Annotated in this window: 1 protein-coding gene; it reads right to left on the bottom strand. The window is 57.6% G+C overall.

Annotated features, from left to right (window positions below; translation table 11 throughout):
• Positions 1–685: 685 nt before the first annotated feature.
• On the bottom strand, positions 686–3,076 hold the full coding sequence (locus H8S59_RS26625) for a penicillin acylase family protein (RefSeq protein WP_187523344.1): 2,391 nt from the start codon (positions 3,074–3,076) through the stop codon (positions 686–688).
• Positions 3,077–3,157 lie beyond the last annotated feature (81 nt).

Here is a 3,157-nt window from a genome sequence, read left to right as displayed (position 1 = left end):
GGGATGAGGGCACCAACCTCAAGGTGCCTTGGGCATGCTTCGCCACATCCTCTTCGCTCAAATGCTGCGCCGGTTTAACGCGTAAGGTGATTGTCGGTAGGAGCGAACTTGTTCGCGAGGCGGTGTAATTGTTACGCAGGATCATTGCTTCGCGAACAAGTTCGCTCCTACCGGGCTGGGGGCATCAGCCTCAAGGTGCCTTGGGCATTCTTCGCCACATCCTCGTCGCTCAAATGCTGCGCCGGTTTAACGCGTAAGGTGATTGTCGGTAGGAGCGAACTTGTTCGCGAGACGGTGTAACTGTTTACGCAGCACCATCGTCTCGCGAACAAGTTCGCTCCTACCGGGCTGGGGGCATCAGCCTCAAGGTGCCTTGGGCATTCTTCGCCACATCCTCTTCGCTCAAATGCTGCGCCGGTTTAACGCGTAAGGTGATTGTCGGTAGGAGCGAACTTGTTCGCGAGGCGGTGTAACTGTTTACGCAGGATCATCGTCTCGCGAACAAGTTCGCTCCTACCGGGCTGGGGGCATCAGCCTCAAGTTGCCTTGGGCATGCTTCGCCACATCCTCTTCGCTCAAATGCTGCGCCGGTTTAGAGCGTAAGGTGATTGTCGGTAGGAGCGAACTTGTTCGCGAGGCGGTGTAATTGTCACGCAGGATCATCGTCTCGCGAACAAGTTCGCTCCTACCGGGCTGGGGGCATCAGCCTCAAGGTGCCATGGGCGTTCTTCGCCACATCCTCTTCGCTCAAATGCTGTGGCACGTACTCGCCGTTGATGTAGGTCTGTGCCTGATCCGAATAGTGTTTATCAAACAGCACGCCGCTCTGTCCGACTGGGTTGATGCCCAGTGCATGGGCCGGGTCGGCGAAGTCGATCAGGCGGCGGGTTGAGGGGCCGTAGGTCACTGGCCAAGGCGCAGGTCCGATGCGGGACGAAAGATTGTTGGGTACTTCATGGGTGCCGGGCGCTGCGAATGGGCCGACGTTTAAAAGCTGATCCAGCGGCTTTTGCGTGCCCAGCGGATGAGCGTGGGTCAGGGTGTGTGCTTTACCCCAGCGCCATTCGTCCGCGTTAAGCCCATACGTGGATTTCAAATGCGACACCGTAGCGTGCCACGCGACTTTGACGGTGTTGGCGCGGTCCTCTTCAAACGGCGAATTGCGATTGTTCCACCACGGCGAACTGGCGTCGGCGGCCACGCGGGGCAGGGCGGCATCAATCACTCTTGTTGATAGCAGTGTTTCGAAGAGACCATCCCCAAGCTCATCGTGGAAGACTTCTTCGCTCAGGTCGAAAAGGAACTGGTTGAACAGCGTCGCGCCTACTGAATCCACTGGGTAGTCCCCTTTCCAGTTGGCGAGTCGTTCTACCAGCGCTTTCTCTTCCGGATCACTGACTACTTCGCGGAGGATGGGTAGCAAAGGCTTTAAAACCCGATGGGCATAATCAGTTGTCGTGCCCAGCTGCAGCGCTTTACTGTTGTCCAGATCCCACTTGATCGACGTATCACTTAACTGCCGATTCAACTGTTGGCCGCGATCAGCCAGGTTGTAGTAACCGGGGATTTGCATGCCGGTGGGCGAGAGGGGCTGGAAGTTGGCGGAGACGATGTAGCCGCGTGCGGGGTTTTCTTCCTGCGGGTTGGCGCTGAAGGGGTAAAAGCCCAGTTTGTCGGCTTGCCCGGTACTGCCATCAAGAATGTAGTTCGGGTTAACTCCTTCCGGGCGGATTGGCAATTGCGCCGCAGCCCACCAGCCGATATCGCCTTTGGCATTGGCCCAGACAATGTTCAGCCCCGGCGCCTGAATTTTTTCGGCAGCGGCGCGCATTTTATTCAGGGTGTCGGCGCGGTTTACTTCGTAGAAACCTTCCAGAATCGGATTCTCCGACTCCAGGAATGACCACCACATGGCAACCGGCGTGGCGCTTGCGGTGACGCCCATCACGTCGTTGACGATAGGGCCGTGAGGCGACCTGCGCAGCGTCAGCGTGATCGGCGCTTCGCCTTTGACCGCGATCTGTTGTTCGGTCGTGGTCATGTCGACCCACTGGCCGTGGTACCAGACTTGATTCGGGTTTTCCGGGTTGGTCTTTTCGGCGATAAGGTCCAGGTCATCGTTCTGGAACATGGTCAGGCTCCAGCCGAAGTCCATGTTATTGCCCAGCGACGCAAACGGATTGAGCGCCTGATGATGGCCGTACAGCTCAAAGCCCGGCGCGGACAGATGCGCTTCGTACCACACCGACGGTACCGAGAAACGGATGTGTGGATCGCCCGCCAGTAACGGCTTGCCGCTTTGGGTTCTGTTGCCGGAAACAGCCCATGCATTACTGCCTTCGAACTGGGGTAAACCCGCCTGTTCAAGTGCCTGATTGCTCAGGTCGGCGAGCTGGTTGAGGTTTTTCCAGTCACTGGTTGAGAGCCTTGTTGGCTGATCGAGAACACCTTGAGGCTGCCAGTCGAGATCAAAGACTTTCAGGTAGTCGGCACCCAATTCGTCGCGCACATAGGTCAGCAAGGGTTCGGTACGAAAAGCGGCTGCGAAGCTGTAGGCCATGTAACCGCCGACGCTCAGAGTGTCTTCAGCAGTGAACGGGCGTTTGGGGATGCCCAGTACGTCGAATTCCAGTGGCTTGGCGTGGCTGTCCTGATACTGATTGATGCCATCGAGGTAGGCTTGCAGCGCTTTCCAGGTCGGCGTGTCCTTATTGTGGCGGGCAACGTAGTCGTCGGCGTGTTCACGAATACGCAGGCTGCGAAACAGCTTGTCCGTCGCCACCAGCTTAGGGCCCAGCACTTCAGCCAGTTCACCTCGGGCCAGGCGACGAATCATTTCCATCTGGAACAGTCGGTCCTGAGCCTGTACATAACCCAGTGCGCGATACAGATCGGCTTCGTTCTCGGCGCGGATATGTGGCACGCCGCGTTCGTCGTAGCGAACGCTGACGGGCGCCTGAAGGTGGGCGAGGGAGATCTGACCGTCACGCTGGGGTTGCTTGCTGTGCAGATACCACGCACCTGCGCCAATGACGAGGGCGATGATGAATACAAGGATAGACAGGCTGCGTTTCATCCGGCTTCTCAGATAAGGCGACAAGGCGCGATTGTAGGCATATTGGATGGCCAGACGCATCGCTTCACATTTGAAATGAAT

This window comes from Pseudomonas folii, assembly GCF_014357575.1.
GTDB lineage: Bacteria > Pseudomonadota > Gammaproteobacteria > Pseudomonadales > Pseudomonadaceae > Aquipseudomonas > Aquipseudomonas folii.
This window is presented reverse-complemented; position numbering and strand designations above follow the sequence as displayed.

What these genes read in the sequence shown, in the direction of transcription:
- H8S59_RS26625 (WP_187523344.1), bottom strand. Translation starts at nt 3,076, where the DNA reads ATGAAACGCAGCCTGTCTATCCTTGTATTCATCATCGCCCTCGTCATT.